Origin of the sequence: Mesorhizobium sp. M0048, from assembly GCF_040323405.1 — a bacterium.
Classification (GTDB): domain Bacteria; phylum Pseudomonadota; class Alphaproteobacteria; order Rhizobiales; family Rhizobiaceae; genus Mesorhizobium.
Window position 1 is genome coordinate 198,361 of sequence record NZ_JAMYUV010000001.1, and the last position, 25,494, is coordinate 223,854.

Genomic DNA, 25,494 nt, shown 5'->3' on the forward strand with positions numbered 1-25,494 from the left:
CTCGGCGGTCCACTCCGAAATCCTTACGGCTGGGGATAAGGCGCGCCATCCTTGTGCACAAACCGGCCGTCGGCGTTGGTGCTCATCATGTCGATGTCGGAGCAGGTGGCGACGTCGTCGGGCCAGCGCGAACCGACTTCGAGATAAATCGCCATCGCGCCCGATTTGTTGATCATGTGATGGCCGTTGCCTGATCCTTTCGGAAAGGCCGCGCAGTCACCGGCGCGCAGCACCGTCTCACCGGCATCTTCGACGAGCGTCAGCTCGCCTTCAAGCACGTAGACGAATTCGTCTTCGTGCGAATGCCAGTGGCGCTGGCTCGACCAGTTGCCCGGCGGCAGGCGCATGAGATTGATACCGAAGTCGGTGAGCCCGCCTGCGTTGCCCAGCCGCTGCCGCACGCGTTCGGCATAGGGTGCATCGAACGGCGGTGGATAGGATGAGCCCTTGCGTCCGGGCACGTCGGCAACGTCAATCTTAGGCACGGCGTCCTCCCTAGTGATCCCTGGGGCGCCTTGCCTCGAACTCGGCCTTCTTGGCATCGGAGGCTTCGATCTGGTTCAGTGCCTGCCACTCGGCATAGGGCATGCCGTAGATGATCTCGCGCGACTGTTCCTTGCTGAGTTCGACACCCTCGGCCTGCGCCGCATCGCGGTACCAGTTGGACAGGCAGTTGCGGCAGAAGCCGGCGAGGTTCATCAGGTCGATGTTCTGCACGTCGGAACGCTCGCGCAGATGCGCAACCAGCCGGCGGAAGGCAGCGGCTTCGAAATCGCGCTTTTGTTCGTCGCTGAGTTCGGTCATGTCTTTGGCGTCCCTTGGGCCTTCCGTCACACCGGTCCGGTGCGCGAGCCGAATATTTTCACCGCATGTATATCGGCACGTCGATCGATCGCGTCAACGATCGGCGCCAGCCGTTCGGCCCAGTCGAGGGCACCCTTAAGGTCGGCGATCAGGTCCTGGCGGATCTCGAGCAGCGCATGGGCAAATCCGTTGACGATGGCGTGCCTGAACATGGTATCGCCGCGCAGTGCGCCGTCATAGGGTTCGTTGTCGCCGACGATGAGGCTCTTGTCCTTGGCGAGCATGTCGATCAGCGGCCGCGCAACGCGATCGTCGAGATCCCATAATATGCCGACGTGCCACGGCCGCACGAAGCCCTGCATGGTCGGCGTGAAGGAATGCACCGAAAAGATGAAAGGTGCCTGCGCGGACGCTTGCGCCACCGAGGCGATCATGGCGCCGACGGCATCATGATAGGGGCGGTAAAAACGGTCCAGACGTCTTTCGCGTTCCTCCGGCGCCATGGGATAATTTCCCGGGATGATGGTGCCGTCATAGAGCTGGCGAATCAGCGTTGGATCGTCCTCGCCGCGATTGGGATCGATCAGCAGCCGTGAAAAATTGGCAAGCACCGCCGGAACGCCGAGCAGACTTGCGAGTTCGCGGGTTACAGTCTCGACGCCGATGTCGTAGGCGATGTGGCGGTCGAACTCCGCCGCTGGCAGGCCAAGGCTGCCATATTCCTCCGGCAGGTCGCGGCGAGCGTGATCGGCCAAAAGCACCATGCCGCGCTTGCGGTCGCCTTCGACGATGTCGAAAGGCGCGAAAACTGTGGATCGGGTCATCGGCGGGAAAGGTCTGTTCGTGGGCTTCCTGGGAGGGTGGTATCGTCATTCCACGAAGAGAACGCTTGCGCAATGCCGTTGTTTAGCCACGGTTTCTGCAAAAAACTGAGCGGGGGCGACCGCAAGCGCGCCGGAGCCTTCTAAATCGATTGGAATTGGACAGATCGGCGCGTTGACATGCGTACGGACTTTTCCGAAAAGGGGCGTTGAGAGATGCAAATGTGGTTCTTGAGGGGTTTCAGGATGGGTTTCGCCGGCAGGCTGCGTGTGCGCCATGCCTTGGCCATGCCGCTCCTGATACCGGCAATGGGCCTTTTCGCGGTGATCACGGCCTCGCCGGCACGGGCCGATTTCCGGGTCTGCAACGCCACGCAGAACCTGGTAGGCGTCGGCATCGGCTATCGGGCCAAGGCCGGCTGGATCACCGAAGGCTGGTGGCACATCGAAGGATCGAGCTGCAAGACGCTGATCGAGGGACCGTTGTCATCAAGGTTTTACTATCTTTATGCAGAAGACGCCGAGCGCGGCGGACGCTGGGATGGCCCGATCAACATGTGCGTGGCCGAAAAAGAGTTCAAGATCGCCGGCGTTACCGACTGCGTCGCCCGGGGCTTTCAGCGCGCCGGATTTCAGGAATATGACACGGGCGAGCAGGCAAGCTGGATGGTCCAGCTGACTGACGAGCCCGCAACGGATGGCGCTGCAGCCGCCCCGGGAACAAACAGTCAATGAGACGCAGCCGCAAGGTCAAGATCCTCGCCACCATCGGTCCGGCCTCCTCGTCCGAGGAGATGCTGAAGAAGCTGTTCGAAGCCGGCGCCGACGTGTTCCGGATCAATATGAGCCACACCGACCATGAATTGATGCGGACGCTTGTCGGCCGCATTCGTGCCGTCGAGGAGGCGGTCGGCCGGCCGATCGGCGTTCTCGCCGACCTGCAAGGGCCAAAGCTGCGCGTCGGTAAGTTCGCCAACGGCAAAGAAGTGCTGACCGTCGGCCAGACCTTCACGCTCGACGACAATCCCGAGCCCGGCAATTCGAAGAGGGTCTACCTGCCGCATCCCGAAATCCTGCGTTCGGTCGAGGCCGGTCATCGCCTGCTGATCGACGACGGCAAGCTCGAGCTCAAGGCGGTCAGCAGCAACGGCCAGGCGATCGTCTGCACCGTCGTCGCCGGCACCACCATTTCCGACAAGAAGGGCGTCAGCCTGCCCGACACCGACCTGCCGGTCGGCGCGCTGACGGAAAAGGACCGCCGGGATCTCGACGCAGTTCTGGCGACCGGCGTCGACTGGGTGGCGCTGTCCTTCGTGCAGCGGCCCGAGGACCTGGCCGAAGCGCGCAAGATCGCGCGCGGCCGGGCGCTGATCATGGCCAAGATCGAAAAGCCGCAGGCCGTCGCCCGGCTGGCCGAGATCATCGAGCTTTCGGATGCGCTGATGGTCGCCCGCGGCGATCTCGGCGTCGAGATGCCGCTCGAAGCCGTGCCCGGCATTCAGAAGCAGATCACCCGCGCCGCCCGCCGCGCCGGCAAGCCTGTGGTGGTTGCCACGCAGATGCTGGAATCGATGATCACCGCGCCGGTGCCGACCCGCGCCGAAGTCTCGGACGTCTCGATCGCCGTGTTTGAAGGCGCCGACGCGATCATGCTTTCGGCGGAGTCCGCCGCCGGCGCCTACCCGGTCGAAGCGGTGGCGATGATGAACCGGATCGCCACCAAGGTCGAAACCGACCCGACCTACGCCGGCATCATCAACGCGCAGCGCTCGGAACCGGAAGCGACCGGCGCCGACGCCATTTCGCTTGCTGCCCGCGAGATCGCCGAGACGCTGAAGCTGTCGGCCATCATCACCTACACGGCCTCGGGTACAACCGGCCTGCGCGCCGCGCGTGAGCGGCCGCAAGTGCCGATCGTCGCATTGTCGCCGATCCTCAACACGGCGCGGCGGCTGTCGCTGTTGTGGGGCACGCATTGCGTCGTTTCTCCCGATGCCATCGACCTCGACGATATGGTCGATCGCGCCTGCCGCATCGCCTTCGACGAAGGTTTCGGCAAGCCCGGCGACCGCGTCATCATCACGGCCGGCGTTCCGCTCAGGACGCCCGGTTCGACCAACATGCTGCGCATCGCCTATGTCGGATCGGAAGTCGGACGCTAATGCCGGCGGCGGCTGGCGGATCGGCCGGCTGCATGGCGCGTCGTAAACACGGCGCCAGCCCGGCGCATCGACGGCAGTCGGGTTAGGATCGACGCCGAACTCCGCCAGCTTGCATCGGCCTGCAGCGGGCGGTTCGAAGGTCCTGTTCGACTTGAGCTGGAAGTCAGTTAAGCTAATCTCTCCTGGGAGAAAGAGGAGGGTGATCCAATGTGGATGCGCACTGATCTTCTGGAACTCCTCGGCATTGAGCACCCGATAATCCAGGCGCCGATGAGCGGCGTCACCACACCGGAACTCGCGGCGGCGGTCAGCAATGCCGGGGCACTAGGCTCGCTCGGATGCGGTATTCTGCCTGCTGCGGCTATCCGCGAGCAGCTCACGGCGACACAGCACGCCACCAATCGTCCGGTCAACGTCAACTTCTTTGCGCACCCGGCGCCGGCACGCGATGATGCGGCTGCACAAACTATGCGCGACCGCCTTCGCGGCTGCTATGAGGAGGTCGGCCTCGGACCGGTGCCCGAGCCGGGCGAGCCCTTCCCCACCTTCGATCGTGAGCGTCTCGAAATTGTGCTCGAGCTGCGCCCGAAGGTGGTCAGCTTCCACTTCGGCCTACCCGACACCGCAATTGTGCAGCAGTTGAAAGCGGCCGGCTGTACTGTCTTGTGTTCGGCTACCACCGTCTCGGAAGCGCGCCAGCTTGAGGCAGGAGGGGTGGACGCCATTATCGCCCAGGGATACGAGGCCGGTGGGCATCGCGGCACATTCACTGGCGACCCTGCTATCGGCACAGCCGGCACCATGGCCTTCGTACCGCAGATTGTCGATGCCGTGCGGGTGCCTGTAATTGCCGCCGGCGGTATCTTCGACGGTCGCGGCATTGCCGCCAGCTTTGCACTTGGTGCATCTGGTGTGCAGATCGGCACGGCTTTCCTGGCCTGTCCTGAGCCAATGTGCAGCCAGTCTATCGCGCAGCATTGCGCTCGGCCAACGACGAGAGCACGTCGGTGACTCGCTGCTTCACTGGCCGCCCAGCGCGCGTGGTGCGCAACCGGTTTGTGATGGAAATGGCTGGTGAGGAAGATGCTGCGCTGGCGTTTCCGCTACAGGCGAGTCTGGTCATGCCGCTTTCGATGGCGAAGGATGAAAGCAAGCGGGCTGACTTCTTGCCCATTTGGGCCGGGCAGGGCGTTGCGAAGCTGCGGCAGATGCCGGCCGCCGCGCTTGTGGAGAAACTCGTCACGGAAGCAAGCGGCGTAGATCGGGCCTATAGGGGAGTAGGGGAGTAGGGGAGTAGGGGAGTAGGGGAGTAGGGGAGTAGGGGAGTAGGGGAGTAGGGGGCATGCGTTCCGCAGTGCAATCTACACCACTTACATACTGCCTTACTCCCCTATTGCCCTACTGGCTTCAAATGCCTTCGCCGGCAAGCTCCTCGGAAAGTGCGGCGACCTGGTCCTGGGCGCTGCGCATCATCGGGTAGATGCCGAGAACGCGCTGCCAGGCCTCGAGTGCCGACTGCTTGTGGCCGGTTTCGGCCATGATCTGAGCCAGGCCCGAAAGCGCGCCGAAATGGCGTGGTTCGAGCTGCAGGGTGCGGTCGATGTCCGCCATCGATTTCCCGTAGTTCTTCATCATGAAATGAACAGTGGCGCGCCGGTTCCAGCCTTCCGCATAGGTCGGCTGCAAAGTCACCACCTGATCGAGGAAGTCGAGCGCGACATCGAATTTCTGGTTTTCGATCGCCTTCTGCGACCATTGCATCATCAGGTCGATAGAGGCGCTGCCCGACTGGGACCACTCGGTGCCGATCCGTCCGGCGATGCGCTCGGCCGCCTTTTCATTGCGTTCGCGCTTGAGATCGGCAAACAGCTGATCGAGCCGCGCCTGTTTCGTCTTGACGACCGGAGGCGCTGTCGGCGGAGTTGTGGTCGGATCTTCAGCCCACGCCGGCAGCGAGACAGCGCCGGACACGAGGAAAGCCGTGAAAAATGCAAAAAGAATCCGCATCGCGGGAATCTAGCCCCCGACGCCGGATCGTCAAACTGAAATTTAGCGTGAGTGTCGTATCATGCGAACGGAGGCGCGCAGCCTCCGTCGAAAACTCAACCCTGGCGCGCCTTGTAGCGCGGCGCGGTCTTGTTGATGATGTAGATGCGGCCCTTGCGACGAACCAGCTGGTTGTCGCGGTGACGCGCCTTCAACGCCTTGAGCGAATTCTTGATTTTCATGGTCTTGCCCGTCGGTCTGGGCCCGGTCACGGGCCGAATTATTAAGGCGCGCCCACAGACGCGCCTTTGAACTGTGCGTGGCTCATAGACGAGGAGCGTTGCCCGTGTCAACCGCAAGCGCGTTGCCTAAACGATACGGACCGTTTCGTATCATCAAATATCCGCCACTGGCGCCTTGCGGCATTGCGCAGGCTTGCGACGGCTGGAATGATGCGATTGCGAATTGGAGATCGTCATGCGCCGAATTCTTGTGTCCGCCTGTCTTGTCGTCCTCGCGGCAGGCTCTGTTGCCCACGCGCAGGAATGCGACCGTAACGACGACAGCCAGCAGATGATGAACATCTGCGCCGACGCGGACTACAAATCCGCCGACGCCAAGCTCAACAAGGCCTACCAGGATCTCATCGGCGGAAGTGACGCAAAAGCCAGGAAGCTGTTGCAGACGGCGCAGCGCGCCTGGATCGCTTTTCGCGACGCGGAATGCAGCTATTCTGCCGCGGACAGCGAAGGCGGCTCGATCTATCCGATGCTGATATCGGAATGCCTGACGCGGCTGACCGACGATCGCACCAAGCAGCTCACCGCCGATTCGACCTGCGCAGAAGGCGATGTGAGCTGCGCCAGCCCCGACGAGGACGAGAGCGGCGACATCCAGTAAGCGTAGGTTCTAACTTTGTGTTTGAGCATGATCTTTTCCGAAACCGGATTCCACTTTTCGCTAGCGCGGACCTTCGGTTCGGCATCATGCTCTAGCTGCGGCGGCTCACGCGCGTAAAATGGCCCATCTTGCGGCCGGGCCGCGCCTCGGCCTTGCCATAGAGGTGCAGCATCAGATCGGGCTCGGCGAGCAGCTCAGCAACGCGCCGGATGTCGTCGCCGATCAGGTTTTCCATGACGCAGTCGAACTGCCGGGCGGGATTTCCCAGCGGCAGGCCGGCGACGGCGCGGATGTGCTGCTCGAATTGCGAGATGGTGCAGGCGGCCTCCGTCCAGTGGCCGGAATTGTGGACGCGCGGCGCTATCTCGTTGACCAACAGCGAACCGTCGGCAAGGACAAAGAATTCGACGCCGATGACGCCGACATAGTCGAGCGCTGCAAGGATCTCTGCCGCCGCCGTTTGAGCCGCAGCAGCCGTCTCGGATTTTACTCCGGCCGGCAGCGTCGAGCTGTGCAGAATACCGTTGCGATGGACATTCCACGCTGGATCGTAGGCGGCGAGCGAGCCGTCGCTGCCGCGCGCGGCGATCACCGAAATCTCGCGCTCGATGGTGACGAAGGATTCCAGGATCAACGGCACGTTGCCCATCGCCTCGCAAGTGCCGGCAAAGCCGCCTGTTTCCATGTTGCGGAAGACACGCTGGCCCTTGCCGTCATAGCCCATGCGGCGCGTCTTCAATATGCCGCTGCCGTTGAACTGTTTCAGCGCAGCCGTCAGTTCCTCGTCATTGTCGACGGGACTGAAATCCGCGGTCGGTATGCCGATACCGTTGAGGAATTTCTTTTCCGCCAGCCGGTCCTGCGCCACTTCCAGTGCGCGTGCCGGCGGATAGACCGGCACCGTAGAGGCAAGTGCCGCGGCAGCCGCGACCGGAACGTTCTCGAATTCATAAGTAACGACGGCACTGGCCGCAGCCAGCTCGCCAAGCGCGGCCGCGTCGTCGTAGGCGGCGACGATCTGCCGGTTGGCGACCTGTGCCGCCGGGCAATCCGGCTGCGGCTCCAGCACGACGATGCGATAGCCGAGGCGGGCCGCGGCCATCGCCAGCATGCGGCCGAGCTGGCCGCCGCCGATGATGCCGATGCTCGATCCCGCCGGCAGGCTCACGGCGCGTCCGTGGGCTCGGCGGCCACCTTGGCGGTCTGCGCGGCGCGCCAGCTATCCAGCCGGGCGGCGAGCTTTTCGTCGCTCAGCGCCAGCACCGCGGCGGCGAGAAGGGCAGCGTTGGCAGCGCCGGCCTTGCCGATGGCCAAAGTGCCGACCGGAATGCCGGCCGGCATCTGCACGATTGATAGCAGCGAATCCTGGCCCGACAGCGTCTTTGATTCCACCGGCACGCCGAGCACCGGCAGCGGCGTCATCGCCGCCGTCATGCCGGGCAGATGCGCCGCACCCCCGGCACCGGCGATGATCACCTTGTAGCCGGCCGCCTTGGCGCCCTTGGCGAACTCATAGAGCCGGTCGGGCGTGCGGTGGGCCGAGACAATCAGCCGCTTGTGCGAAATGCCAAGCGCCTCAAGCGTTTCGGCGGCGTGGCGCATCGTCGCCCAGTCGGACTGGCTGCCCATGATGATGGCGACGTCGGCGCGGTGATCGTCCAAGCTTCTGCTCTCCGGCGGCAAAGGCGCGCATTAGCGGAAATCGAGGGGAGCCGCAAGGATGGCCGGAAACGGCAAAGCCGCTTGTGCCGTCTGCGTGGCTACGCACATGGACTTGGGCGGTCTGTCATCGGGCGGCCGCTGCTCGGAAGCGGTTGACGAAGTCGTCAAGTTCGGGCCGTTCGGTATCGGAAATCGCCCAGTAGGAAAAGGCGCTGTCGCTCCAGTGGACCAGCGAGAAGCCACCAGCAGAAAGATCGACCGGTCCGGCTGTCGAGCCGGTTTCCTCGGGCGCGGCGACGAGAGTGATCAGGTGCTCGCGGTGCCTGTAGACCAGTGCCGGCACTGGCTGGTCGGCGATCACCTCGACGCGGCCGCCGAGCAGCGCGAAGCCGTCACTGGCAAGATCAGGTGCCGGTGGTGACAGGCCGACCCTGCCATCCAGCCAGGGTTTGACCGTGTGCCGGTCCGACGAGACGACGTCCACGGGGCTGGCTGCCAGCAGGCTGCGGCGGTGGCCGTTGGCGACCGCGGCGGCAAAGCTGTCGGGCGCCCTGCTCAGCATCATCCATTGCGTCGCGCCGCTGGCCAGCACGGCGGTAACGACGATCGACGCCGCCAGCGCGCGCCAGTCGAACGCGCCAAATCGGTGCATCGCCCTGTGCGCTGGCAGCACTCGAGCGGCGGGCGCCGGCGCCGGCAGCACTTTCTCCATACCGGCTGTCCCGATTGCAGCGATGCGAGCCTTGAAATCCTCACGGACATCGAGCCTCGGCAGCCCGCTGACGACCGTCTGCAGCGCAACGATGCGGGCATGCTCGGCGGCGAGCGCCGGGTCGGCCGCGATGCGTCGCTCGACAGCCAATGCTGCTGCTGCGTCGAGCTCGCCATCGACCAAGGCATGGATCATCAGCGCCACGCCCGCCGGGTCATCGGGCAGTCCATCGTTGTGCGCGCTCATAGCGCCCTCCCAAGTTGGGATATAAGCAGACCGCGCGCCCTCGCCAGCCGCGACATCACCGTGCCTAGCGGCACGCCAAGCAGCGTCGCGATCTCGCGATAGCTGAGGCCGTTGACGTCGCGCAGCACCACAGTCTCGCGAAATTGGTGCGGCAGCGCGGCGATCGCCGCCTCGAGTGAGGCCGTGTCGGCCTTGGCGATCAGGCTTGCCTCAGGATTGTCCGTATCCGGCAGGCCGGCGCCATATGCAGCCGTCATGTCATCGAGGTCGCTCAGGTCGCCGACGGCGACGATACTGCGCGGCCGGTTGCGCGCCAGCCAGGAGTAAGAGGCGTTGCGCACGATCGCCAGCAGCCAGGCGCGCGCATTGCCGCCGGCATAGCCGGCGATGCCCGCATGCGCCTTCAAACAGGCCTCCTGCACCACATCCTCCGCATCGGCTGCGTTGCCCGTCAGCCAGCGGGCAAGCGCAAGCGCATCCGCGAGATGGGGCAGAACCACCTCGCGAAAGCGCTCGGTCGCGGCCTCTTGGTTCAACACCGTCGCATCGCCCGGCATCCCGGGCAGAACCTTCCGAAAATCCTCACGGAGCGACGGTGATCCTGCCCTGCATGTGCGGGTGAAGCCCGCAGAAATAGGCATAGTCGCCCACTTTGGTGAAGGTGAAGGCATATGTGTCACCGGTGTCAAGCGCCTTGGAGCGAAACGAGACATCGTTGGCGACCACCAGATGCGGGATGTCGTCGTCATTCTCGAAGGTCACGGTAGTGCCCTGCTTTATCGTCAGCACCGCCGGTGTGAAGGCAAAGTTCTCGATCTTGACCATTGGCTGGTCTGCTGCGTTCAGTGGCATGGCAACCATTATCAGGATCGCCGCCAAACCAAACGTGACAGCGGATACGACCAAGACGCGGGATGGGAAGCGGATCATCGCATTTCCCCTCAGGCCAGCGTGCTGTCGATGATGGCGAGGTCCTGCCCGCCTTGCTTGACTGTGACGCTGCTTGTGCCGAGCAGGCTGCGCAACTGGCCGGCAGGTACCGTCATCGGCCCGGGTGAGGCTGCGGTGCCCGGCGCCGGTTGCGGGAAAGCGGTCGAGCGCGCGGTATGAAAGGTCACGTTTCCTTCGACCTTCTGCATGATCTGGTGGATATGGCCGTTGAGTACGGTGACAGAGCCGAAGCGCTTGAGCAGGGCCAAGGCCTGCGCCGCGTCGTCGGTGCCCCAGCCCCATTCGGGATAAACAGCCCATAGCGGGATGTGGGCAAAGACGACGATTGGCGTCGAGGCGGTGACCGCCTTCAGATCATCGGCCAACCATGCCAACTGGTCGGCGCCGAGATTGCCCAGCCCGCCAGCCTTCAGGTTGACGACGTTGACCAGCCCGATGAAATGGACGCCGTTCTGGTCGAACGAATACCAGCCGGCGCCCTTGGTGCCCTTGCCGTAGCGGTCGAGATAGGCCTGGCCATTGCCGTCGTCGATCAGGTCGTGCTCACCGGGCACATAATGTACGTCGAAGCCTGCGCCGCCGATGATCTGGGCAGCGTTGTCGAACTGCGCGACTTTCGACAAATGGGTGATGTCGCCGGTGTGGATCATGAAAGCGGGCTTTTGCGGCAACGCCTGGATCTTGCCGATGGCCTCCTTCAGCGTGTCGATGGCGTGCGGGTTGGCAGCCTTGTCGAAGCCGATGTGGCTGTCGGAGATCTGGAGGAAAGTGAAGCCGGTGGCCAAGGCCTCTGCGGCTTGCGCCGCGCCGAGCAGGCTGAGCGAAACCGGCACGCCGGCCGAAATCGTCCACAGCACTCCCGTGCCGGCCCAGATCATGCATTCCAGTGCATGACGGCGGCTGATGCCGTCAGCTTCATTGTCGTGGTGGTGGGTCATACCGGTCTCCTGCAACGCCGGAAATGGCGTCTGCTTGGGAGACCAATGGGCGGGGTGGTTTATTCCGCCCGACGACCAAAAAGTCATTCACAGTGCCGTGATGGCGCAATGGCCCGATGCCAAGCCGGCACTGGAAGTATGGCGATGTCTAGTCCGGCCAGCGCAAGGCCCCGGCGGACTGCTTGCGAGCGGGTTTCATCGCATCCGCGGGCCGATCGGCAGCACTCAGCACCGCCCGCAGGCTTTCGGCGACGATCTCCGCCTCGCCGGGATGAAGATTGCATGGATCGAGGAAGAAGTGACCGCGCTCGACCTCGTGGTTGCGCACGATGATCGGGGGCGAGCCCGCCGCCAGAGCCGAGGCAAGGCCGGCGGCGGTGAACCTGCTTTCAGGCGTAACAAACACCTGCAGGCGGTCGAGCGGATTGGCGGTCGGATCGGGAATGATATGCGCGGCGATACCAGGTAGCCCATCCAATGCGTCTTTCCACAGATGCAGGGCGGCTTCCTCCCGCTGACGGATGCCGGCATGGTCGCGCCGCTCCCAGGCTTCCAGGGCCGCCATGGTGCCGGCAATGCTCTCCTTGCCCACCTTCATGGCGCGCGCAACGCCGCGGTTCTGGAGATAGGCGGCCCGCACCAGATCCTTGCGCCCCGTCACGATGCCGCTTGTCGGTCCGCTGAGGAACTTGTGCCCGCTATAGACGACGATGTCGGCGCCGCGTGCGAGAAAGCCGCGCAGGTCGTATTCGGAGGCGGCGTCGACGATCACCGGCACGCCCTTGGCGTGGCAGATCTCGCAGAACTCCTCGAGCGAAAGCATGCCGTATTGCACCGTGTGGTGCGCAACTACGTAGAGGCCGGCTGCGGTGCGGTCGCGGATCGCGTCGCGCACATGATAATCCTGCGTCACGCTGACCGTGCCGGCGGGTATTGTCTTCGCCCCGGCCAACCGGATCGACTGGTCGATCGGCGCGCCGTAATTGACGATGTGACCGAGCTGGACGATGACCTCCGACTTGACGCCCTCAATGTCGTCCGGCAGCCGCTCGATCGCAAGAAGGCTGGTTCCGGTCATCGCGCCGGCAATCGCCATGGTTATGCCGCTGGCGCAGCACGCGGTGATGAAGCCGGCCTCGCCGCCGGTCAGGCGTGCAATCACAGTACTTGCGGCGCGCTGCAGATCGTCCATCTCGACCCATTGCGAGGCGATTTCCGACATTGCGGCAATCGCTTCTGGCACGATAATCGAAGCGCCGAGCGCCGTCATCGTACCGGAAACGTTGATGATCGGGCGAAGGCCAAGCCGTTCGCGGATTGTCGTGTTGGAACGGTCAGCGGCATAGGTCGTCATCTCTGCAGATCCTGTTTCGAACGATTTCAGGCGATCTCGACGACCGCCTCGATTTCAACTGTGATGTTGCCCGGCAGCGAGCCGACACCGATTGCCGAGCGGGCATGTCCGCCGATCTTATCAAAGACGGCGGCGAAAAGATCGGAACAGCCATTCACCACCTTGGGGTGCTCGCTGAATGTCGGCGTCGCATTGACAAAGCCAAGCAGCTTGACGACGCGCACGATGCGGCCGAGGTCGCCGGCCGCCGCATGCATGACCGCGAGCAGGTTTAGGCCGGTCAGACGCGCATGCCCATAGGCCTCTTCAACGCTGACGTCGTCGCCGACCTTGCCGGTGCAGAGCGCGCCGTCGGCGCGCAACGGCCCCTGGCCGGAGAGGAAGATCAGCCGTCCGCTCTCGGCATAGGTGACGAAGTTGGCGATGGGCTTCGGCGGCTCGGGCAGTGTCAGGCCCAATTCCGCGAGCCGGATGTAAGGCGTCATAAAAGCTCCTTGCGACAGCTTTCGCCGTCCGATGTCAAAAATGCGAGGCGCGAAATCGCGCCAGGAAGCTGCGAAGGCGTTCATTGTCGAACCCCGCCGCCAGAATCTCGGCGGGTGGTCCGACGGCGCTGACGCCGCCGTCCGCCATGAAAACGATGCGGCTCGATGCATCGCGTGCAAAAGCCATTTCATGCGTGACCATCAGCATCGTCATGCCGTCTTCGGCAAGGCTGCGAACGACCTCGAGCACCTCGCCAACCAGTTCGGGGTCGAGCGCCGAAGTTATCTCGTCGAGAAGCAGTATCTTCGGCTCCATCGCCACGGCGCGGGCGATGCCGACGCGCTGCTGCTGGCCGCCGGACAACTCGGCCGGCAGGCTATCGGCCTTGTGGGCGAGGCCGACCCGGCCGAGCCAGTGCTCGGCAATGGTGCGGGCCTCGGCATTGCTCTTGCCGCGCACCTTGCGCAGGCCAAGCATGATGTTGCCGGCGGCAGTCAAATGCGGAAACAGATTGAAGCTCTGGAACACCATTCCGGTCTCGGCTCGCATCGCCGCCAGGTCGCGCTCGCTGCGTCGCTGGCGTGTTCCCGTCTCGCGATAGCCGACCTCCTTGCCATCGATACGGATCGAGCCGCTGTCGTAGCTCTCCAGGAAGTTGACGCAGCGCAGCAGCGTGGTCTTGCCGCTGCCGGAAGGGCCGATGACAGTCACCACCTCGCCGCGTGTCACCTTGAGACTGACGGAGCGCAGGACCTCGACGGATCCAAAGGCTTTGGAAACCTCGGAGACATCGAGAAGTGCCGGATTCTGGTGCGGGGCATTGGACATCTTGCTATTCCCGGATGAATGAGAAACGCTGCTCCAGCCGCCGGCTGGCCAAGGAGAGGGCGTAGTTGACGGCGAAGTAGACGAGCGCACCGAGAATGTAGAGCGGCATCGCCTCATAGGTGCGGCCGATGACCTGGTTGATTGCCTGCATCAGGTCGGTGATGCCGAGCAGCGAGACCAGCGCGCTGCCCTTCACCGCGTCGGTCACGCCATTTATCCAGGGTGGCAGGAAGCGTCTGAACGCCTGCGGAAAAATGACGTAGGCCAGCCGCTGGCGAAAGGTCAGTCCGATCGCCATCGCCGCCTCGGACTGACCCTTGGGAATCGAGCCGACGGCGCCCCTCAGATATTCGACCACCTGTGCGGTCTTGAACAGGGTGAGGGCGAGTACGGCCGCCCAAAAGGATTCCAGATGCAGCCCCACCGCGGGCAGGCCGTAATAGACGAAGAAGATCAGCACCAGGATCGGAATGCCGCGTATGGTGTCGCTGAAGATGCGCACTGCCCAGCGCAGCGGAGCCGGACCGTAGACAAGGCCGACGCCCATCAGCACGCCGGCGATGAGCGATAGCACCACGACCAGCAGCGACACCCACAAGGTCACGGCAAAGCCTTCGGCGAGGAACGGCAAGGCGTAAATGATCTGGCTCAGCATCTCAGCGCGCCGCCTTGAACCGGCGCTCGACCAGCCGCAACGCGAAAAGCAGTGCATAGCCGGTCAACAGGTACATCGCCGTCACCACCAGATAGACCTCGACAATGCGGAACGTGTTGAAGTTGATCCACTGGGCGCCGTAGGTGAGCTCGGGTACCGAGATGACCGATGCCACGGACGTGTCCTTGAAGAGCGATATGAATGTGTTGGAAAGCGCCGGCAGGGTTATGCGCAGCATCGTCGGCAGGCGCACGTGGAGCAGCCTTTGCCATGGCGTCAGGCCGATTGCCTTGCCGGCGTCGAGCTGTCCGCGCGGCACCGCCTCGAGCCCCGAGCGAAACACCTCGACCAGGTAGGCGCCGCTGTAGAGCGATAGCGTGGCAATGAATGAGGTTTGCGCACTGTAGGCAATGTCGACCACCGTCGGCAGGCCGTAGAAGACCAGATAGACGAGCAGGATCAGCGGCACGTTGCGGATGAACTCGACATAGGCCGCGATGATGGTCCGCACCGCACGTCCGGCCGATACGTACCAGACCGCCAGAACGAGCCCGATGACGATGCCGATCGCGATCGAGATGACGGCCAGTTCAAGGCTTAACAGCAGTCCGCCCCAGAGCTTGTCGAAATGCCGCCAGATCAGGTTGAAGTTGAGGGTATAACCCATGCATCCCCGTCATAGAGGGCTGTGATGAGAGGGGGGCGGAAGGACGTTTGTCCTTCCGCCTGCTTGCATCAGATGACCGGGAAACCGGGGTGGCGGGCCGGCGGCTCCTGTCCGAAATAATCCTTGAACGCAGCGTCGTAGAGTGCCGTTTCATGGCCGAACATGGCGATGGTGAAGGTCTGGTTGACGAAGGTCAGCCAGTCGAGGTCGCCCTGCCGCAGTGCGGCGCCATAAAGCATCGAGAACCAGCTCTTGCCGGCATCGAAGTATTTGTCCGGATTGCGCGAGGCGAGCCAGCGGACCGTTGACAGATCAACCGCGGCAGCGTCGACGCGCTTGGATTCCAGGGCCTGCAGCACGTTGGCCTGCGTGTCTATCTGCATCACCTGCGACTCCGGCAGCACGATATGCACATTTGCCTCGGCATCAACGTTTTGCAGGATGGAAATCCGGGTCGCCGAACCGGCGGCAAGCAGCTTGTCGAAGGTCTTGTTTTCGGCGTTCGGAAGGGTCAGCAAGGCGATGCCTTCGACGTAGTAGGGCCTGGAGAAGTGGATCAGCTGCGAGCGCTGGGCGGTCATGGTCATGAACTGGATGGTGATGTCGACCTTGTTGGTGGTCACGTTCGGAATGCGCTGAGCCGGATCCTGCATGACGAATTCGACTTTGGTCGGGTCGTCGAAAAGCCCCTTGGCGAGAATGCGACCCATGGTGATGTCCATGCCCACCAGTTCGCCGGCGTCGTTCTCGAAATGCCAGGGCGCATTGGTACTGCCGGTGCCGACGATCACCTTGCCGCGCTCGAGGACGGTGCGTAGCAGGCTGTCCGGCGCTGCCTGGGCCGCCGCTTTCTGAACGTCGACCGCGGTAGCGGCGCTCATCACTCCGGCCGTTGCAAGCCCGGCCATTCCCAGTTTCAGAAATTCACGTCTTTTGGATGTGTCGTTCACGGCGACCTCCTTTCGTGTTGTGTTCCCCTTTGGACCAGCGATACAGGCATCGGTTGCAACTGATGTAATTGTCTCTTACAAGAGACGCCTGTACTCTGTACAAGACAGATTAACATCAGGGATCGATAATGCAAGATGGCAATGCATTGGCCGCTCGACCGGACGCCGGACTGGACGAAGACAAGACCTCGGGCTCTCGGGAGAAGGGTCTCAACCGGGTTCTCCAGATTTTGGAGTTTCTCCACACGACCCAGCGCGCGATCGGCGTTGGCGACCTTGCCAAAGGAGTGAACGCGCCGCGTTCGACGACTTATACGCTGGTGCGCTCGCTGGTCGACGCAGGCCTGCTTGAGATGGCCGGAGACGGCAATCGGGTCTATTTCGGAAAGAAGCTTTATCTCTACGGAATGGACTATGTGCGGGGCAACGACCTGCTCAGGCGAGGGCGCCAGGAAGTCGACCATCTGTCGCGCGAGACCGGCGAGACCTCGGAGCTGTGCATGCTGCAAAGCGGCCGCTACACCATCGTCCATTCAAGCCCGGGAACGAGGCCATTCAGGATCAGTTCGGCGACGGGTCTGCAAATACCGCTTCCCTGGACAGCTTCCGGGCGGCTGCTCCTCGCCGGGTTCGACAGGGCGGCGATCGAGGATATGGTCTCGGAAGACGATCTCGTGCTGCCGGACGGCCGCAGGTTGCGGCTCGACGATTTCATAGCTGACATCGCCGTCGCCAAGTCGGCCGGCTACTGCGTCACCTCCGGCCTTGTCGATGCCTATACGAAATGCCTGGCCGCGCCGGTTTTTTCAGCGCCGGGCAGGGTCGAGGCGACGATGTGCCTGGTGGTTCCGATCGATACCTCGACCGAAAAGACCGACGATCTGATAGCGTTGTTGCGCGAGCGCGCCGCACGGCTTTCGATCGCGGCATAGCGCTTTTCCAGCAGGCCGGCGCCGGCGTTCGTTCAAGCAATAATGTCTGGCGTTCAAGCAATAATGTCTGGAATGATCTTGTCTTCCAGCGCCATCAGCCTGTCCTTCAGGAAAAGCTTCTTTTTCTTCATGCGCTGGATCTGCAGCGGGTCGCAATTCATGGCGATCATCGCATTGATGGCCGCATCGAAATCGGCGTGTTCCTGCTTCAGCCGGGAATATTCGAGGCGGATATCAGCCTGTTCCTGATCGGACATTTTTACCGTCTGCACGTCTGCGGCGCCCAAACACTGGGCCTGATTGGGCGGGACCGGGGCCTTCTTGCACCGGCGCGCAGCCCATACCACATTTCACATTGTCGTGGAATGCTACCACGCAGCATTCGACATCGGTGCTCGATGGTGGCACACTGTCATTATGCCGTCACAGAAGCGAGCCTGCGGTGGACGTGCCTTGGCGGCTGCAATCGAGGAAACCATGAAAGGGAGAACCAATCATGTCTCTTGCATCCCATCTTGATGAGCTGCAGCGGAAACACGGCGACATCGAACGGGAAATCGACGATGCGATGGCCCATCCATCGGTAGACGACCTCGAAATCGTGAATCTCAAGCGGCGCAAGCTGGCGCTCAAGGACGAGATTGAAAAACTGAAGGCGAAACCGACGACGCACTGAAGCCCTTCCAGGACTAGAAGCGCGCGCCGCCCGGCGCGCGTCCCTTTCCGGTGGCATACCGCTATGCTGCCGGAAATGCCTGTGGATTTGCGGCAAGCTGCCGTCTTGTCATTTCCGATTTGCTAGGCCTGCGCGCCAGTCGCCATTGACAAGCCATCTTTGCTCCTCCACCTCATGCCCGGACCTTCAAGATTAAAGGCAGCCGGCATGACCGGATATTTTTCCTCACCCTTCCCACGCCGCAGGTCGATCGGTGTCGATGTCGGCGGCGTGATTGTCGGCGGCGGCGCGCCGGTCGTCGTCCAGTCAATGACCAACACCGACACGGCCGATGTCGATCAGACGGTCGCACAGGTGGCGGCGCTGCATCGCGCCGGCTCCGAGATCGTGCGCATAACCGTCGATCGCGACGAAAGCGCTGCCGCCGTGCCGGCCATCCGCGAGCGGCTGGAACGACTCGGCATCGACGTGCCGCTGGTCGGCGATTTCCATTATATCGGCCACAAGCTCCTGGCCGACCACCCGGCCTGCGCCCAGGCACTGGCCAAATACCGCATCAATCCCGGCAATGTCGGCTTCAAGGACAAGAGAGACCGGCAGTTCGCCGCGATCGTCGAGATGGCGATCCGATACGACAAACCGGTGCGCATCGGCGTCAATTGGGGTTCGCTCGACCAGGACCTGCTGACCCGGCTGATGGACGACAACCAGGCCCAGGGCTTTCCGCTGACCGCCCAGGAAGTGACGCGCGAGGCAATCGTGCAGTCGGCAATCCTGTCGGCCGAAATGGCTGAAGAGATCGGCCTTGCCCGCGAGAAAATCATCCTGTCGGCCAAGGTCAGCGGCGTGCAGGATCTGATCGCCGTCTACACCGAGCTTGCCACCCGTTCCGACCATGCGCTGCACCTCGGCCTGACGGAGGCGGGCATGGGCTCGAAAGGCATCGTCGCCTCGTCCGCGGCCATGGGCATCCTGCTTCAGCAGGGCATTGGCGACACCATCCGCATCTCGCTGACGCCGGAGCCAAACGGCGACCGCACGCGCGAGGTGCAGGTGTCGCAAGAGCTGTTGCAGACCATGGGCTTCCGGCAGTTCGTGCCGATCGTCGCCGCCTGCCCGGGCTGCGGGCGCACAACCTCGACCGTGTTCCAGGAGCTTGCCCAGAACATCCAGGCCGACCTGCGCAAGAACATGCCCGTGTGGCGCGAACAATATCCCGGCGTCGAGAACCTCAAGGTCGCGGTGATGGGTTGCATCGTCAACGGTCCGGGCGAATCCAAGCACGCCGATATCGGCATTTCGCTGCCCGGCACCGGTGAGACGCCGACCGCCCCGGTGTTCGTCGACGGCAAGAAGGCGGCGACCCTGCGCGGCCCGTCGATCGCCGCGGATTTCGAGAAAATGGTTTCCGACTACATCGAACGGCGGTTTGGGCAACACGGCAAAGCCGCGGCGGAGTAGTTCGATGCGGCGTTTGCTTGGGGCGACGCTGGTTGTCATTTCCGGGCTGGGCTGGGCGGCGGCCGTCCAGGCCGATCCGCCGCGGCCCGCCAAGCAGAAGCTGATCGATCGAGTTTGCGATCTTATCGAGACGCATGCCGACCAGAACGGCCTGCCCCGGGATTTCTTTGCCCGGCTGATCTGGAAGGAGAGTCGTTTCGATCCCAACGCGGTCAGCCCCGTCGGCGCGGAGGGTATCGCCCAATTCATGCCGGGCACCGCCAAGATGCGCGGGCTCGCCAATTCGTTCGATATCGAGCAGGCTATCCCGGCCTCGGCAAAATATCTCGCCGAAATGAAGACCGGCTTTGGCAATCTGGGCCTCGCCGCCGCAGCCTACAATGCTGGCGAGAGCCGGGTGACGCGCTGGCTGAATTCCGGCGGATTCCTCCCGATGGAGACCGAAAGCTACGTCCTGGACGTTATGGGCGAGCCGGCCGACAAGTTCACCGATGCCGCGTATGCCGGCGTCATCCGGCCGCTCGACAAGAAGGCGAGTTTCGCTGCCGCTTGCCGCGAGCTGCCGGTGATCATGTCCAGAACCGTGCCGATGTCGTCGATCAACATCAAGCCGTGGGGCGTGCAGGTGGCCGGCAATTTCCGTCGCGCCGCGGCGCTCAATCAGTGGAGCAACGTGAAGCGCCGGTTTCCAGCCTTGCTCAGCGGTCGCGATCCGGTGGTCAGCCGGGTGCGCACACCGATCGGCAGACGCGGCATCTATGCGGTGCGGATCGGCGCCGACACTAAAGCCAAGGCCGACGATATTTGCCAGAAACTGCACAGCGTGGGCGGCGCATGCATCGTGGTGCGCAATCGGTAAGCCATACGTCGGTGCGTTTCGCGCCATTGCTGCCATCTTGCTCCCCGTGGGCACTTCGTCCTCGACACGTGAAATCATATTTTCGGTGAACCGTTAGCCAGGTCTTGCATCGTTGTCGATGCGGGGTAAGGTCCCCGCGATTTTTCGCGAAAGGGATCAGCATGGCCGGCTTCAAGACACTGGACGACATCGGCAATATCAGCGGCAAGCGTGTGCTGGTGCGTGTCGACCTCAACGTTCCCGTCACCGAGGGCAAGGTTACCGACGCCACCCGCATCGAGCGCATTGCGCCGACCATCGCCGAGCTGTCCGGCAAGGGAGCCAAGGTCATCCTGCTTGCCCATTTCGGCCGGCCCAAGGATGGACCGGCGCCCGAATTCTCACTCGAACCGATCGCCAGGGCGACGGCGGACGTGCTCGGCCGCCCCGTCGGCTTTGCCGCCGACTGCATCGGCGACAAGGCCGCAAATGCCGTTGCTACCATGAACGGCGGCGACGTGCTGCTGCTCGAGAACACCCGCTTCCACAAGGGCGAGGAGAAGAACGACCCGGCCTTCACCGAAAAGCTCGCCGCTAATGGCGACATCTTCGTCAACGACGCCTTCTCCGCTGCGCACCGTGCCCATTCGTCGACAGAAGGGCTGGCGCATGTGCTGCCGGCCTTCGCTGGGCGCACCATGCAGGCCGAACTCGATGCGCTGGAAAAGGGGCTTGGCAATCCAGTCCGTCCGGTTGTCGCCATCGTCGGCGGCGCCAAAGTCTCGACCAAGATCGACCTGTTGATGAACCTTGTGAAGAAGGTCGACGCGCTGGTCATCGGCGGCGGCATGGCCAATACGTTTCTAGCGGCGCGCGGCACCGACGTCGGGAAATCGTTGTGCGAGCATGATCTCGCGACCACCGCCAAGCAGATCATGATCGAGGCGGCCGAGGCCGGCTGCGCCATCATCCTGCCCGCCGACGGCGTCGTCGCCAGGGAGTTCAAGGCCGGTGCTGCCAGCGAGACCGTCGCCATAGCAGACGTGCCGGCCGATGGCATGATCCTCGATGTCGGCGCGAAAACCGTGAAGACCATTGCCGAATGGATCGACCGCGCCGCGACGCTGGTCTGGAACGGGCCGCTCGGCGCCTTCGAAATCGAGCCATTCGACCACGCAACGGTGGCGACGGCCAGGCACGCGGCAGCGCGCACCAAGGCCGGCAGACTGGTCTCGGTCGCTGGCGGCGGCGACACGGTGGCAGCGCTCAATCATGCCGGCGTCAGCGATGATTTTACTTATGTATCGACGGCCGGCGGCGCTTTCCTCGAATGGATGGAAGGCAAGCCCTTGCCCGGCGTCGACGTCTTGAAGCGCTGAGCGCGACCGCAAGAGCAGCGCGAAGGAGTGCCCCCGCGACTTTCAATCGATTCGCGCTTGTTTGACGAAATGGTTCGACTTGAACCTGCGTGGCTCTGGTGGTCTGCTGGGCGCGGATCAATTCTTTCAGGAGAAGCACGATGAGCGAACGTCTCGAGGACATTGCCGCCGCGATGGTGGCCGATGGCAAAGGCTTGCTGGCGGCCGACGAAAGCTCCGGCACCATCAAGAAACGCTTCGACGTCATCGGCGTCGAGTCGACCGCCGACAGCCGGCGCGACTATCGCGAGATGATGTTCCGCGCCAGCGAGGCAATGACCAAATACATTTCCGGCGTCATCCTCTATGACGAGACCATCCACCAGAAGGCCGCCGACGGCACGCCGCTGGTCGACATCATCAAGGCAACAGGCGCCATCCCCGGCATCAAGGTCGATGCCGGCGCCAAGCCTCTGGCCGGCTTTCCCGGCGACACCATCACCGAAGGCCTGGACGGCCTGCGCGAACGCCTCGCCGACTATTACAAGCTCGGCGCCCGCTTTGCCAAATGGCGCGCGGTGATCGACATCGATGTTTCCAAGGGCGTGCCTTCCGCCACCTCGATCGCCTCGAACGCCCATGCGCTCGCCCGTTACGCCGCGCTTTGCCAGGAAGCCGGCATCGTGCCGATCGTCGAGCCGGAGGTGCTGATGGACGGCGCCCACGACATCGACACGTGCTACGAGATCAGCAAGGCGACACTGACAAAGTTGTACGCCGAGCTCTATGCGGCCCGCGTCGCGCTCGAAGGCACCATCCTGAAACCGAACATGGTCCTCGCCGGCAAGAAATCGGGCAAGGTCAGCAGCCCCGAGGAAGTTGCCGAAAGGACCATAAAACTGTTCCGCGAGACGGTGCCGGCGGCGATTGGAGGCATCGCCTTCCTTTCGGGCGGACAATCGGACGAGGAGGCGACCGCCAACCTCAATGCCATCAACGCCATCGGCCCGCATCCGTGGAAGCTGACCTTCTCCTATGGCCGCGCCTTGCAGGCCGCTCCGCAGAAGGCCTGGGGCGGCAAGGCAGCGAACGTCGCCGCCGCGCAGGCCGCCTTCGCCCATCGCGCCCACATGAATCATCTGGCAGCGCTTGGACAATGGCAGCCGAAGCTTGAGCAAGCCGCCTGACCGAAGACATCTTGCGTTTCTCCCGACCCGGGCCACGTGCCCGGGTTTTTGTTTGAAAGCAGCAAGGGGTGCAATTTCTTGCAACTGAAATGCAGCCCGGTGTCGGTATTCCTCGCTGCCGAACGTCCTCCGTGAAAAGAGGAGCAGACCTATGCCAAACAACAAGACCGTTTCGCAGGAAGACTGGTTTCAGGCGCACAAGGCGCATCTGGCGCGCGAAAAGGAATTGACCCGCTTTCGCGATCGTGTCGCCGCCGAACGCCACGAACTGCCGTGGTTGAAGATCCGCAAGGACTACGTCTTCGAAACCGAGCAAGGGCCAAAGAAACTGCCCGACCTGTTTGGCGGCAACAGCCAGCTGATCGTCTACCATTTCATGTTCGGGCCGGGCGCCGATTATCGCTGCGAGGGCTGCTCATTCCTTGCCGATCATATCGACGGCGCCAACCAGCATCTCAGGCACCACGATGTCTCACTTGTCGTGGTAGCGCGGGCGCCATTGGCCGAATTGCTGCCCTACAAGCAGCGTATGGGCTGGAAATTCGACTGGGTGTCGTCCTACGCCTCGGACTTCAACTTCGATATGCAGGTGTCATTCACGGACAAGCAGATCGCGGTCGGCGATACGACCTACAATTTCGAGCGGCGCGCGCGAAACTCGAAAGACCTTCCCGGCGCCAGCGTGTTCTATCGCGACGAGAAGGGCGACATCTTCCTGACCTTCGTCTTGCGCTCCCGAGGCGGCGATCCGCTGATCGGCGCCTATCATTATCTCGACCTGACGCCGAAGGGTCGCAACGAAACCGGCCCGCATCATAGCCTCGTCGACTGGGTGCGGCTGCATGACGAGTACGAAGATCAATCCGGGACACATGACTGCTGCCATTGAGGCGACAAGGGTGTCACTGTAAGGTCGTTCACCTCCAATGCAACATGCGCTAAGTGCTGTTCGCTATGCCCTAAAAGGGACTTGCCATGCGGCGCTTTCCGACCCTTCTCACCTGGTTCGCCTTTCCGGTCTATGTCTGGCAAGGACTTGGCGTGCGTCGCCGCACCACCCGCATGCTGCCGGCACAAGGTCCGGTCATTCACGAGATATCTGGCCTGACGCCAGCAATCTCGGTTCTGGTGCTTGGCGATTCCTCCGCCGCCTCGGTAGGCATCGGCAATTCCGAAAACGGATTGGCCGCGCAACTGGCCGTTCTGATTGCGCAACGCACCGGCCGCATCGTGCGCTGGCGGTCAGCCGGCTTCAACTCGGCAACCTCCGGCCAGATCCGCGATCATGTGCTGCCCAATCTATCGGCCGATCCGTGGACGCATATCGTGCTGGCCATCGGCACCAACGACACCAAGAATTTTCATTCGGTACCGCGGTTCAAGCGCGAGTTTGGCGGGCTGCTTTACGCGCTGCGCGCCAAATGGCCGGAGGCGCGCGTCGTGTGGTCGCCGGTGCTTGAGTTCACCCGGGCGCCGGCGATGCCGCCGCTGCTCGGCAAGATTCTCGAAATCCGTGCCGTCGAAATGAACCGGATGGGCGCGCGCCTTTGCCTCGAGCGCGGCGCCATACCGGCGCCCCGCCTGCCGATCACCGATGCCGAGGCCGGCTTTGCGTCGGATGGATTTCATGCTTCGGAAGCCGGCTACCGAGCCTGGGCGGAACATCTGGTCAGCCTGGTGCTCGGCAACGAACCGGGCGTCGCGTAGCGGGCCGCCGGCACTAAAGCGCGTCGCGTTCGATTGGCCTCATCCGACGCGCTTCAGGTACTGTTTCCATGCATGTCGTTGTCGCAAAACCGCTGCACACGTTTGCGCGACATGCATCACGTCCAGTGCCCGAGCACCGCCGTAATCGAAATCGCCGCCATCGCCAGCAGCGCCAGCTTCCAGAAATCGCTGCGCCGCTTCAGTCCGGGCCAGCCGAGCGGCTTGATGAGCTGGATGACCATCATGGCGATGATGACGAGCGCGAGAAGTTTCGACATGCAGCCTTTGATCAGCATCGCGGCTGGCTGTCAAAGCGGCTCCGCGATCGCCGTCTTTCCAGTGCGGCAGGCCTCTTTTCAGCACTGCCTTGTCACTTCGATGGATAAATCGGAACGCCGGTCATGAGAGCCGCACCCTCCTGACAGACTGCTGTCAGCAGGGGTGTGCGATAGTGCCTGCATCGAAAGAGAGGAGACCAGCCATGAACGGCATTACCATTCTGCGTAGCGTGCAGCACTATGTCGGCAAGATCCGGACGATCCGCAATGAGATCCGCACCCAGCGATTCATGAACACCCTGCCGGCGGACATCCGCAAGGATATTGGTTGGCCGGACATGTATGGCGACCGCCGCAATGGCAGCAATTGAGGCAAGCTTTCTGCGTGGCGTTTGGATGCGACCTGGCGACGAGCTGAAATGGGCATGCTGAAGCCTCCTGACAGTATGGTGTCAGGAGGCTCGTGCCATAGTGCGATGGCCGCCGAAGCCGGATGGCCGAGAGGACGATCGATGAAAAGCTGGAACGACAGGCTGAACACGCCTGGCCTCAACGGCATAAGACCGTCGCCACGCACCATCGGCGACGTCGTCGAAGGCCAGCCGATGCTGGTTCCTACAGCTCGCCAGGTCCATGCATTCATCCGCTCCATCCCCGAAGGCATGGACGTGGATATCCGCGCTTTGCGCACCGCTCTCGCCATCGAGCACGATGCCGAGATGGCATGTCCGGTCACCATCGGCTATCATCTGCGCACCGTCGCCGAGGCCGCCAACGAGGATCTTGAGCGTGGTATGGCGCTGGGCGACGTTGCGCCGTTCTGGCGGGTGGTCGACGCAAGCACGCCGACAACGAAGAAACTGTCCTTCGGCGCGGCCTTCGTCGCCGCGCAGCGCAAGCGCGAAGGGCTGGAACGATAGACGCCGAGGGACCAT

General features: G+C 63.0%; 32 protein-coding genes and 1 pseudogene. 14 read left to right on the forward strand and 19 right to left on the reverse strand.

Annotated elements, in window-relative coordinates; translation table 11 throughout:
* Positions 1 to 23: 23 nt before the first annotated feature.
* From NKJ84_RS00970 to NKJ84_RS00980, 3 genes are read right to left on the reverse strand one after another with little or no spacing between them, the layout of a single operon-like run.
* Complete coding sequence (locus NKJ84_RS00970; RefSeq protein ID WP_352504983.1) at positions 24 to 485, reverse strand: cupin domain-containing protein; 462 nt, start codon at positions 483 to 485, stop codon at positions 24 to 26.
* Between the two features lie 10 nt (positions 486 to 495).
* Positions 496 to 804, reverse strand: a complete 309-nt coding sequence (locus NKJ84_RS00975; protein ID WP_254816513.1) for a DUF1244 domain-containing protein — start codon at positions 802 to 804, stop codon at positions 496 to 498.
* 26 nt (positions 805 to 830) lie between these two features.
* Positions 831 to 1,628, reverse strand: coding sequence for an N-formylglutamate amidohydrolase (locus NKJ84_RS00980; protein ID WP_254816514.1), 798 nt, complete (start codon positions 1,626 to 1,628; stop codon positions 831 to 833).
* Between the two features lie 267 nt (positions 1,629 to 1,895).
* Here NKJ84_RS00980 and NKJ84_RS00985 point away from each other — a divergent pair, with 267 nt between their 5' ends.
* The 3 genes and pseudogenes from NKJ84_RS00985 (at position 1,896) to NKJ84_RS00995 (ending at position 5,076) form a co-directional block, all read left to right on the forward strand.
* Positions 1,896 to 2,360, forward strand: coding sequence for a DUF1036 domain-containing protein (locus NKJ84_RS00985; protein WP_502894192.1), 465 nt, complete (start codon positions 1,896 to 1,898; stop codon positions 2,358 to 2,360).
* Complete coding sequence (pyk, locus tag NKJ84_RS00990; protein ID WP_352504984.1) at positions 2,357 to 3,787, forward strand: pyruvate kinase; 1,431 nt, start codon at positions 2,357 to 2,359, stop codon at positions 3,785 to 3,787. The genes NKJ84_RS00985 and pyk overlap by 4 nt, the downstream gene beginning before the upstream one ends.
* A 270-nt stretch (positions 3,788 to 4,057) precedes the next feature.
* Positions 4,058 to 5,076, forward strand: a pseudogene (locus NKJ84_RS00995) (NAD(P)H-dependent flavin oxidoreductase).
* Between the two features lie 118 nt (positions 5,077 to 5,194).
* Here the strand turns inward: NKJ84_RS00995 and NKJ84_RS01000 are convergent.
* Positions 5,195 to 5,794, reverse strand: a complete 600-nt coding sequence (locus NKJ84_RS01000; RefSeq protein ID WP_352504985.1) for a tetratricopeptide repeat protein — start codon at positions 5,792 to 5,794, stop codon at positions 5,195 to 5,197.
* Positions 5,795 to 5,889: 95 nt separating this feature from the next.
* Entirely contained in the window at positions 5,890 to 6,015 is a 126-nt protein-coding gene (ykgO, locus tag NKJ84_RS01005; protein ID WP_006203764.1) for a type B 50S ribosomal protein L36, read from the reverse strand.
* Positions 6,016 to 6,250: 235 nt separating this feature from the next.
* Here ykgO and NKJ84_RS01010 point away from each other — a divergent pair, with 235 nt between their 5' ends.
* On the forward strand, positions 6,251 to 6,673 hold the full coding sequence (locus tag NKJ84_RS01010; RefSeq protein ID WP_352504986.1) for a lysozyme inhibitor LprI family protein: 423 nt from the start codon (positions 6,251 to 6,253) through the stop codon (positions 6,671 to 6,673).
* 91 nt (positions 6,674 to 6,764) lie between these two features.
* On the opposite strand, the gene NKJ84_RS01015 is transcribed toward NKJ84_RS01010, so the two are convergent.
* The 12 genes from NKJ84_RS01015 to NKJ84_RS01070 form a co-directional block, all read right to left on the reverse strand.
* Positions 6,765 to 7,841, reverse strand: a complete 1,077-nt coding sequence (locus NKJ84_RS01015) for a 5-(carboxyamino)imidazole ribonucleotide synthase (RefSeq protein WP_352504987.1) — start codon at positions 7,839 to 7,841, stop codon at positions 6,765 to 6,767.
* Entirely contained in the window at positions 7,838 to 8,335 is a 498-nt protein-coding gene (gene purE / locus NKJ84_RS01020) for a 5-(carboxyamino)imidazole ribonucleotide mutase (protein ID WP_352504988.1), read from the reverse strand. The genes NKJ84_RS01015 and purE overlap by 4 nt, the downstream gene beginning before the upstream one ends.
* A gap of 124 nt (positions 8,336 to 8,459) precedes the next feature.
* A complete protein-coding gene (locus NKJ84_RS01025; RefSeq protein ID WP_352504989.1) occupies positions 8,460 to 9,293 on the reverse strand; it encodes an anti-sigma factor family protein in 834 nt (277 codons plus the stop codon).
* Positions 9,290 to 9,850, reverse strand: coding sequence for a sigma-70 family RNA polymerase sigma factor (locus tag NKJ84_RS01030; RefSeq protein WP_352504990.1), 561 nt, complete (start codon positions 9,848 to 9,850; stop codon positions 9,290 to 9,292). The genes NKJ84_RS01025 and NKJ84_RS01030 overlap by 4 nt, the downstream gene beginning before the upstream one ends.
* A gap of 25 nt (positions 9,851 to 9,875) precedes the next feature.
* Positions 9,876 to 10,118 carry a cupredoxin domain-containing protein gene (locus tag NKJ84_RS01035; protein ID WP_502904008.1) on the reverse strand — a complete coding sequence of 81 codons (243 nt, stop codon included), beginning with the start codon at positions 10,116 to 10,118 and terminating at the stop codon, positions 9,876 to 9,878.
* 116 nt (positions 10,119 to 10,234) lie between these two features.
* Entirely contained in the window at positions 10,235 to 11,182 is a 948-nt protein-coding gene (locus NKJ84_RS01040) for a metallophosphoesterase family protein (protein WP_352504992.1), read from the reverse strand.
* Between the two features lie 148 nt (positions 11,183 to 11,330).
* Positions 11,331 to 12,536 carry an aminotransferase class V-fold PLP-dependent enzyme gene (locus NKJ84_RS01045; protein ID WP_352504993.1) on the reverse strand — a complete coding sequence of 402 codons (1,206 nt, stop codon included), beginning with the start codon at positions 12,534 to 12,536 and terminating at the stop codon, positions 11,331 to 11,333.
* A 26-nt stretch (positions 12,537 to 12,562) separates the two neighbouring features.
* A complete protein-coding gene (locus NKJ84_RS01050) occupies positions 12,563 to 13,021 on the reverse strand; it encodes a RidA family protein (protein WP_352504994.1) in 459 nt (152 codons plus the stop codon).
* A gap of 34 nt (positions 13,022 to 13,055) precedes the next feature.
* A complete protein-coding gene (locus tag NKJ84_RS01055; RefSeq protein WP_254816525.1) occupies positions 13,056 to 13,850 on the reverse strand; it encodes an amino acid ABC transporter ATP-binding protein in 795 nt (264 codons plus the stop codon).
* Between the two features lie 4 nt (positions 13,851 to 13,854).
* The gene (locus tag NKJ84_RS01060) at positions 13,855 to 14,505 is read right to left on the reverse strand and encodes an amino acid ABC transporter permease (protein ID WP_254816526.1); all 651 of its coding nucleotides are present in this window, start codon (positions 14,503 to 14,505) and stop codon (positions 13,855 to 13,857) included.
* 1 nt (position 14,506) lies between these two features.
* Positions 14,507 to 15,172, reverse strand: coding sequence for an amino acid ABC transporter permease (locus tag NKJ84_RS01065; protein WP_352476157.1), 666 nt, complete (start codon positions 15,170 to 15,172; stop codon positions 14,507 to 14,509).
* A gap of 68 nt (positions 15,173 to 15,240) precedes the next feature.
* Positions 15,241 to 16,122 carry a transporter substrate-binding protein gene (locus tag NKJ84_RS01070; RefSeq protein ID WP_254816528.1) on the reverse strand — a complete coding sequence of 294 codons (882 nt, stop codon included), beginning with the start codon at positions 16,120 to 16,122 and terminating at the stop codon, positions 15,241 to 15,243.
* A 128-nt stretch (positions 16,123 to 16,250) separates the two neighbouring features.
* Between NKJ84_RS01070 and NKJ84_RS01075 the strand changes: the two genes are divergently transcribed.
* Positions 16,251 to 17,054, forward strand: coding sequence for an IclR family transcriptional regulator (locus NKJ84_RS01075; RefSeq protein ID WP_352504995.1), 804 nt, complete (start codon positions 16,251 to 16,253; stop codon positions 17,052 to 17,054).
* A gap of 53 nt (positions 17,055 to 17,107) precedes the next feature.
* Here the strand turns inward: NKJ84_RS01075 and NKJ84_RS01080 are convergent, their stop codons facing one another.
* Positions 17,108 to 17,311 carry a YdcH family protein gene (locus NKJ84_RS01080; RefSeq protein ID WP_023678480.1) on the reverse strand — a complete coding sequence of 68 codons (204 nt, stop codon included), beginning with the start codon at positions 17,309 to 17,311 and terminating at the stop codon, positions 17,108 to 17,110.
* A 239-nt stretch (positions 17,312 to 17,550) separates the two neighbouring features.
* Between NKJ84_RS01080 and NKJ84_RS01085 the strand changes: the two genes are divergently transcribed.
* The 7 genes from NKJ84_RS01085 (at position 17,551) to NKJ84_RS01115 (ending at position 24,281) form a co-directional block, all read left to right on the forward strand.
* Positions 17,551 to 17,730: a YdcH family protein gene (locus NKJ84_RS01085; protein ID WP_254816530.1), complete on the forward strand. Its 180-nt coding sequence runs from the start codon at positions 17,551 to 17,553 to the stop codon at positions 17,728 to 17,730.
* A 207-nt stretch (positions 17,731 to 17,937) separates the two neighbouring features.
* Positions 17,938 to 19,191: a flavodoxin-dependent (E)-4-hydroxy-3-methylbut-2-enyl-diphosphate synthase gene (gene ispG, locus NKJ84_RS01090; RefSeq protein WP_352504996.1), complete on the forward strand. Its 1,254-nt coding sequence runs from the start codon at positions 17,938 to 17,940 to the stop codon at positions 19,189 to 19,191.
* 4 nt (positions 19,192 to 19,195) lie between these two features.
* A complete protein-coding gene (locus tag NKJ84_RS01095) occupies positions 19,196 to 20,050 on the forward strand; it encodes a lytic transglycosylase domain-containing protein (RefSeq protein WP_352504997.1) in 855 nt (284 codons plus the stop codon).
* A 161-nt stretch (positions 20,051 to 20,211) separates the two neighbouring features.
* A complete protein-coding gene (locus NKJ84_RS01100; RefSeq protein ID WP_352504998.1) occupies positions 20,212 to 21,408 on the forward strand; it encodes a phosphoglycerate kinase in 1,197 nt (398 codons plus the stop codon).
* A 140-nt stretch (positions 21,409 to 21,548) separates the two neighbouring features.
* On the forward strand, positions 21,549 to 22,574 hold the full coding sequence (locus NKJ84_RS01105) for a class I fructose-bisphosphate aldolase (RefSeq protein WP_352504999.1): 1,026 nt from the start codon (positions 21,549 to 21,551) through the stop codon (positions 22,572 to 22,574).
* 151 nt (positions 22,575 to 22,725) lie between these two features.
* Positions 22,726 to 23,463, forward strand: coding sequence for a DUF899 domain-containing protein (locus tag NKJ84_RS01110; RefSeq protein WP_352505000.1), 738 nt, complete (start codon positions 22,726 to 22,728; stop codon positions 23,461 to 23,463).
* Positions 23,464 to 23,549: 86 nt separating this feature from the next.
* Positions 23,550 to 24,281 carry an SGNH/GDSL hydrolase family protein gene (locus NKJ84_RS01115; protein ID WP_352505001.1) on the forward strand — a complete coding sequence of 244 codons (732 nt, stop codon included), beginning with the start codon at positions 23,550 to 23,552 and terminating at the stop codon, positions 24,279 to 24,281.
* 116 nt (positions 24,282 to 24,397) lie between these two features.
* Here NKJ84_RS01115 and NKJ84_RS01120 read toward each other — a convergent pair whose 3' ends face one another.
* Entirely contained in the window at positions 24,398 to 24,559 is a 162-nt protein-coding gene (locus NKJ84_RS01120) for a hypothetical protein (protein ID WP_008873884.1), read from the reverse strand.
* 203 nt (positions 24,560 to 24,762) lie between these two features.
* On the opposite strand from NKJ84_RS01120, the gene NKJ84_RS01125 reads away from it, so the two are divergent.
* The gene (locus NKJ84_RS01125; RefSeq protein ID WP_352505002.1) at positions 24,763 to 24,930 is read left to right on the forward strand and encodes a hypothetical protein; all 168 of its coding nucleotides are present in this window, start codon (positions 24,763 to 24,765) and stop codon (positions 24,928 to 24,930) included.
* 141 nt (positions 24,931 to 25,071) lie between these two features.
* Positions 25,072 to 25,479, forward strand: coding sequence for a hypothetical protein (locus NKJ84_RS01130; RefSeq protein WP_352505003.1), 408 nt, complete (start codon positions 25,072 to 25,074; stop codon positions 25,477 to 25,479).
* The last annotated feature ends 15 nt before the right edge of the window (positions 25,480 to 25,494 follow it).

What these genes read in the sequence shown, in the direction of transcription:
- NKJ84_RS01050 (WP_352504994.1), bottom strand. Translation starts at nt 13,021, where the DNA reads ATGACGCCTTACATCCGGCTCGCGGAATTGGGCCTGACACTGCCCGAG.
- NKJ84_RS01065 (WP_352476157.1), bottom strand. Translation starts at nt 15,172, where the DNA reads ATGGGTTATACCCTCAACTTCAACCTGATCTGGCGGCATTTCGACAAG.
- NKJ84_RS01120 (WP_008873884.1), bottom strand. Translation starts at nt 24,559, where the DNA reads ATGTCGAAACTTCTCGCGCTCGTCATCATCGCCATGATGGTCATCCAG.
- NKJ84_RS01040 (WP_352504992.1), bottom strand. Translation starts at nt 11,182, where the DNA reads ATGACCCACCACCACGACAATGAAGCTGACGGCATCAGCCGCCGTCAT.
- NKJ84_RS01080 (WP_023678480.1), bottom strand. Translation starts at nt 17,311, where the DNA reads ATGTCCGATCAGGAACAGGCTGATATCCGCCTCGAATATTCCCGGCTG.
- NKJ84_RS01115 (WP_352505001.1), top strand. Translation starts at nt 23,550, where the DNA reads ATGCGGCGCTTTCCGACCCTTCTCACCTGGTTCGCCTTTCCGGTCTAT.
- NKJ84_RS01085 (WP_254816530.1), top strand. Translation starts at nt 17,551, where the DNA reads ATGTCTCTTGCATCCCATCTTGATGAGCTGCAGCGGAAACACGGCGAC.
- NKJ84_RS01025 (WP_352504989.1), bottom strand. Translation starts at nt 9,293, where the DNA reads ATGAGCGCGCACAACGATGGACTGCCCGATGACCCGGCGGGCGTGGCG.
- NKJ84_RS01035 (WP_502904008.1), bottom strand. Translation starts at nt 10,118, where the DNA reads ATGGTCAAGATCGAGAACTTTGCCTTCACACCGGCGGTGCTGACGATA.
- NKJ84_RS01100 (WP_352504998.1), top strand. Translation starts at nt 20,212, where the DNA reads ATGGCCGGCTTCAAGACACTGGACGACATCGGCAATATCAGCGGCAAG.
- NKJ84_RS01095 (WP_352504997.1), top strand. Translation starts at nt 19,196, where the DNA reads ATGCGGCGTTTGCTTGGGGCGACGCTGGTTGTCATTTCCGGGCTGGGC.
- NKJ84_RS01030 (WP_352504990.1), bottom strand. Translation starts at nt 9,850, where the DNA reads ATGCCGGGCGATGCGACGGTGTTGAACCAAGAGGCCGCGACCGAGCGC.
- NKJ84_RS00980 (WP_254816514.1), bottom strand. Translation starts at nt 1,628, where the DNA reads ATGACCCGATCCACAGTTTTCGCGCCTTTCGACATCGTCGAAGGCGAC.
- NKJ84_RS01075 (WP_352504995.1), top strand. Translation starts at nt 16,251, where the DNA reads ATGCAAGATGGCAATGCATTGGCCGCTCGACCGGACGCCGGACTGGAC.
- pyk (WP_352504984.1), top strand. Translation starts at nt 2,357, where the DNA reads ATGAGACGCAGCCGCAAGGTCAAGATCCTCGCCACCATCGGTCCGGCC.
- NKJ84_RS01125 (WP_352505002.1), top strand. Translation starts at nt 24,763, where the DNA reads ATGAACGGCATTACCATTCTGCGTAGCGTGCAGCACTATGTCGGCAAG.
- NKJ84_RS01105 (WP_352504999.1), top strand. Translation starts at nt 21,549, where the DNA reads ATGAGCGAACGTCTCGAGGACATTGCCGCCGCGATGGTGGCCGATGGC.
- ispG (WP_352504996.1), top strand. Translation starts at nt 17,938, where the DNA reads ATGACCGGATATTTTTCCTCACCCTTCCCACGCCGCAGGTCGATCGGT.
- ykgO (WP_006203764.1), bottom strand. Translation starts at nt 6,015, where the DNA reads ATGAAAATCAAGAATTCGCTCAAGGCGTTGAAGGCGCGTCACCGCGAC.
- NKJ84_RS01010 (WP_352504986.1), top strand. Translation starts at nt 6,251, where the DNA reads ATGCGCCGAATTCTTGTGTCCGCCTGTCTTGTCGTCCTCGCGGCAGGC.
- NKJ84_RS01055 (WP_254816525.1), bottom strand. Translation starts at nt 13,850, where the DNA reads ATGTCCAATGCCCCGCACCAGAATCCGGCACTTCTCGATGTCTCCGAG.
- NKJ84_RS00975 (WP_254816513.1), bottom strand. Translation starts at nt 804, where the DNA reads ATGACCGAACTCAGCGACGAACAAAAGCGCGATTTCGAAGCCGCTGCC.
- NKJ84_RS01110 (WP_352505000.1), top strand. Translation starts at nt 22,726, where the DNA reads ATGCCAAACAACAAGACCGTTTCGCAGGAAGACTGGTTTCAGGCGCAC.
- NKJ84_RS01130 (WP_352505003.1), top strand. Translation starts at nt 25,072, where the DNA reads ATGAAAAGCTGGAACGACAGGCTGAACACGCCTGGCCTCAACGGCATA.
- NKJ84_RS01060 (WP_254816526.1), bottom strand. Translation starts at nt 14,505, where the DNA reads ATGCTGAGCCAGATCATTTACGCCTTGCCGTTCCTCGCCGAAGGCTTT.
- NKJ84_RS01045 (WP_352504993.1), bottom strand. Translation starts at nt 12,536, where the DNA reads ATGACGACCTATGCCGCTGACCGTTCCAACACGACAATCCGCGAACGG.
- NKJ84_RS01000 (WP_352504985.1), bottom strand. Translation starts at nt 5,794, where the DNA reads ATGCGGATTCTTTTTGCATTTTTCACGGCTTTCCTCGTGTCCGGCGCT.